Annotated in this window: 1 protein-coding gene; it reads left to right on the forward strand. The window is 50.1% G+C overall.

The annotated features are described in order from the left end of the window. A partial coding sequence (locus AAC147_RS06000; RefSeq protein WP_047686004.1) for a non-ribosomal peptide synthetase occupies positions 1-5,153 on the forward strand: 5,153 nt, incomplete at both ends.

The raw sequence follows: 5,153 nt of genomic DNA on the forward strand, positions 1-5,153 counted from the left end.
CGCCGGGCACTCCCTGCCCCCGATTCATCTGCTGTAGCAACGCATGGCTATGAAGCCCCGATGGGTGAAATAGAAATAGCTCTGGCACAGATTTGGCAAGATTTACTGGGACTGGAGCAAGTCGGTCGTCACGACCACTTTTTTGCGCTCGGCGGCCATTCGCTGATGATTGTTCATCTTATCGAACAATTGCGCAGTTTCGGCTGGCAGCTTGATGTTCGCAGTGTGTTTGCAACCCCGATTCTCACCGAACTAGCACACACTATTCTGACGTATCCAGACGATACCAATGTCTTTGTAGTACCACCCAACCTGATCGTTGAAGGCTGTGCCGTCATCACGCCCGATATGTTGCCGCTGGTTTCACTGGAGCAAACTGAAATTGATACTATCGTCGAAACAGTTACCGGCGGAGCAAGGAATGTGCAGGATATTTATCCGCTGGCACCGTTGCAGGAAGGTATCTTGTTCCATCACCTATTACAGGCGCAAGGCGATGACTATCTGTTGCAAACCCTGCTCGCTTTTAATACCCGTCAACATCTCGACGCTTTCCTGTCAGCGCTGCAACAGGTTATCGATCGCCATGATATTCTGCGTACCGCAGTTTGCTGGCAAGGATTGACGCAACCGGTTCAAGTGGTCTGGCGTCAGGCATCGCTGTGTATTAACAACTTTACTCCCGCCACAGCGGATGATGTTCTGACTCAGCTACGTGCTCATACTGATCCTCGTCGATACCGCCTGGATTTGAATCGTGCTCCATTATTCGCGGCTGACATCGCTCACGATCCGGCACAGGATGAATGGCTGTTGGCGCTGCGGTTCCACCATCTGGTCAGTGACCATATAACACTGGAACTGATTTTTGCCGAAATTGCTCAGATACAGCAGGGAAATGCCGAAATGTTGCCCGTTGCATTGCCCTATCGTAATTTTATTACCCAAATTTTAAGCGTACCCGCTTCCGAGCATGAAGCTTTCTTCCGCGATCAACTTGCTGGTATTGACGTGCCGACAGCACCGTTTGGTGTGCTCTTTATGCCGGACAACGATGACACTATTGCAAAAGCCAGTCTCTCGCTTTCTTCTGTATTGGCACAAGCTGTCCGTACACAAGCCCGTCGTTTGGGCGTCAGCCCAAGCGTACTGTTCCATGTGGCCTGTGCGCAAGTACTGGCACAGACCAGCGGCAGTGATGATGTGGTCTTTGGCTCTGTGCTGCTTGGGCGTCTACAAGGCGTCACGGGTGCCGATCAAATACTGGGGATGTTTATCAATACCCTGCCAATGCGGGTTTCTTTGGTGGATTACAGCGTACAGGAAGTGGTACAGGCGACTTATCGCAGTCTGACAACATTACTGGAACACGAACAAGCACCATTGGCGCTGGCACAACAGTGCAGCGGTATAGCACAGCCGATGCCACTGTTTAGTACTCTGCTGAATTACCGTCATAGCCAAATGAATAATAGTCAACTGGGTAAGGCCGAAGCCGATGCAAGCGAGACAATTTGGGCAGATATACGTTTAGTTTCCGCTGAAGAACGCACAAATTACCCCATTACTCTGTCAGTAGATGATCTGGGGGACGGTTTTCAACTGACCGCATTGACCATAGCAAGTATTGATCCGGCTCGTCTCACAGCGTATCTCGCTACGGCTCTCAGTGGTCTGGTCGATGCCCTGATCCATGCTCCACAACAACCTATCCTGCAAGTGTCAATTTTGCCAGATTCGGAGCGACAACAGTTATTAGTGGACTTCAATGCTACCCAGGCAGATTTTCCACAAGATGCCTTGATTCACCAATTGATTGAAACTCAAGTTGCCCGCACTCCCGGTGCAACGGCTGTGGTATGCGGAGAGCAATCGCTCAGTTATGAAGAACTGAACAACCGAGCCAATCGTCTGGCTCATCATCTGATCACACTGGGCGTTCGCCCGGACGACCGTGTTGCAATTTGTATGACACGCAGTCTGGAGATGGTGGTAGGGCTGCTTGCCATTCTCAAAGCTGGAGGGGCTTATGTACCTCTCGATCCTGTCTATCCAACCGAGCGACTGGTGTATATGCTCGAAGACGCAGCACCAATCGTGATGCTGACGCAAGCAGAATGGGCTGATCGGCTGAGCAACACAATTGCCATTAACACAAGCACCAATGACGTAATACCAACTGCAATAACAACTATAGTACTCAATAACCAACAAGAAGCATTCCTGACGTCACAACCTGTCTATAATCCTGATGTACAGTCAGGGCTGACATCACATCATCTGGCCTATGTAATCTATACCTCCGGCTCTACAGGATTACCCAAAGGGGTGGCGATTACTCACCGCAACACCGTGAATTTCCTCACTTGGGCAAAACAAAATTTCAGTTCCGAAGAGCTGATAAATACCCTTTTTGCTACTTCACTGAGTTTTGATTTGGCGGTGTACGAATGTTTTGCACCATTAATTTCTGGCGGTACGGTTCATCTCGTTTCTGATGTGTTGTCACTGGTCACAACTGAACATCCCGTCAGCTTAATCAATACCGTGCCCTCAGCCATTGCGCACTTGCTTGAAGTCAACGCCGTACCTATGACCACCCAGACGGTCAATTTAGCGGGTGAAGCATTGAAGTCACATATTGTTGAGCGTCTATTTGCCAGCACTTGCATACAACATGTATGTAACCTGTATGGCCCTTCTGAGACAACAACTTATTCAACCTGGGTTCGGATGAAACGGACAGAGGGCTTTGTCCATCATATCGGCCGACCCATTGCCAACACCCAGATCTATATTCTTGATCATCATGGGCAACCAGCCCCTCTTGGTGTGATTGGCGAAATTCATATTGCCGGAGTCGGTGTGGCCCGTGGTTACCTGAATCGGCCTGAACTGACCGATGAACGTTTCCTGCCCGATCCGTTCTCTTCAACCCCGGACGCCCGCATGTACAAAACCGGCGACCTCGGTCGTTGGCTCCCTGACGGCAATATTGAGTACCTCGGCCGCAAAGATTTTCAGGTCAAACTACGCGGTTTCCGTATTGAACTCGGTGAAATTGAAGCGCGATTGATGCAATGTGACGGGGTACGTGAAGCGGTCGTTATCCTGCGTGAAGATCTATGTGGAAACCTGGGTGAAGATACTTCATATGAAAAAGCCGGGGAACAAAAACGACTGGTTGCCTATCTGCGACCTTTCGATAATGTTGAACTGGTTCCTGCGGAACTGCGTCAGCAACTGGCTCAGTATCTCGCTGACTATATGCTGCCTGGCGCCTTTGTGATACTCGAAACCTTCCCATTGACACCCAACGGCAAACTTGACCGTCAGGCGTTACCAGCACCCGATGTATCGGCTATCATGGTTCGTGGTTATGAAGCACCAATGGGGGAGATGGAAGTCGCGTTGGCTGAAATTTGGCAAAACCTGCTAGGGCTGGAACAGATTGGTCGTCATGACCATTTCTTTGAGCTTGGCGGCCATTCACTGCTTGCTATCCAGCTCGTTTCGCGTGTACGTCAGGATCTGGCGCGGGAATTACCGTTACAACAACTTTTTGCTAATCCCCTGCTGGCAAATTTAGCGCAAACACTGACCGAAACTTCGACAACCACTCAGAGGGTTATTCCTGTCAGCAACCGTAACCAGCCACTGCCGCTGTCTTTCGCTCAACAACGACTGTGGTTCCTTGGTCAACTCGATCCGGCGACCAGTCTGGCTTACCATATTCCGTTAGCACTGCGCCTCATTGGTACGCTCAATCACCATGCCCTGATCACCGCGCTCGGTCAACTGGTCGCTCGTCACGAAAGTTTGCGTACCCGCTTTGTGCTGATTGATGGACAGCCTTACCAACAAATTGATTCGGCCGATATTGGCTTTACCTTGTCCTGCCAAGACCTGCGCTTGTTAACACCCGAAAAACACCCCCATCGTATTGCCGAACTAACTGCCATTGAAGCACAAACGCCTTTCAACTTTACAGAAGGCCCATTGATCCGCGGGCAATTACTGCAACTGACGGACGAAGAGCATGTGTTGCTGCTCACCCAACATCACATTATCTCTGATCGCTGGTCGATTAATGTACTGATACGTGAATTGGGCGAACGCTACCGCGCTATTCTCAGCGGTCATAATGATCCATTGCCACCGTTACCCATTCAGTATGCCGACTATGCTGTCTGGCAACGCGATTGGCTGCAAGAAGCGGCTCTCACTCAGCAACGCGAATTCTGGTGTCAGCAACTGGCAGACGCTCCCGCTTTGTTGACTCTGCCTGCTGATCGACCACGCCCATCGGTGCAAACCTATACTGGCGGTCAGGTCTCTTTCCACCTTGATACCCACTTATTGACATCACTAAAAGAGCTTGGACAGCGCCACAATACGACGTTGTTTATGACCATACTGACCGCCTGGAGCATTGTCCTCGCCCGACTCAGTGGTCAGGATGATGTTGTTATCGGTACGCCAGTTGCCAACCGATCACATTATGAACTTGAAGGGTTAATCGGCTTCTTCGTCAATACGTTGGCTTTACGTGTCACGCTGAGTGATGTTTCCAATATAGCTGACCTGCTTGCGCAAGTTCGGGAACAAGCGCTGGCCGCCTATGCTCATCAGGATCTGCCCTTTGAGCAATTGGTGGAAGCATTACAACCCGAACGCAGTCTGAGCTACAGCCCGATTTTTCAGGTGATGTTGACCTTAGATAACACATCAGCGCAAACATTGACGCTGCCGGATTTACAACTCGTTCCCATTGAACAAGCACGTCACAGTGCTCACTTTGATTTAACGTTATCCCTGTTCGAAAGTGACTCTGGCCTGATTGGTGATCTGGAATATGCCAGCGATTTATTTGATCACACTACCGTCGAACGTATGGTGGATTACTTAAAACGAGTACTGACAGCGATGACGGCTGATGCGACACAGTCTATCGCAACTTTACCGATACTGTCTGAATCGGAGCAGCAACGACTGCTGGTCGATTTCAATGCGACGCAAGCAGATTTCCCGCCAGATGCCCTTATTCACCCATTGTTTGAAGTTCAGGTGGAACAACATCCTGATGCCACGGCCTTAGTGTTTGAGGGGCAAACACTGAGCTATGGTGAACTTAACTGTCGCGCTAACCGTCT

The sequence above is a fragment of the Xenorhabdus sp. NBAII XenSa04 genome (genome assembly GCF_963866145.1).
In the GTDB taxonomy this organism is placed as follows: Bacteria; Pseudomonadota; Gammaproteobacteria; order Enterobacterales; family Enterobacteriaceae; genus Xenorhabdus; species Xenorhabdus indica.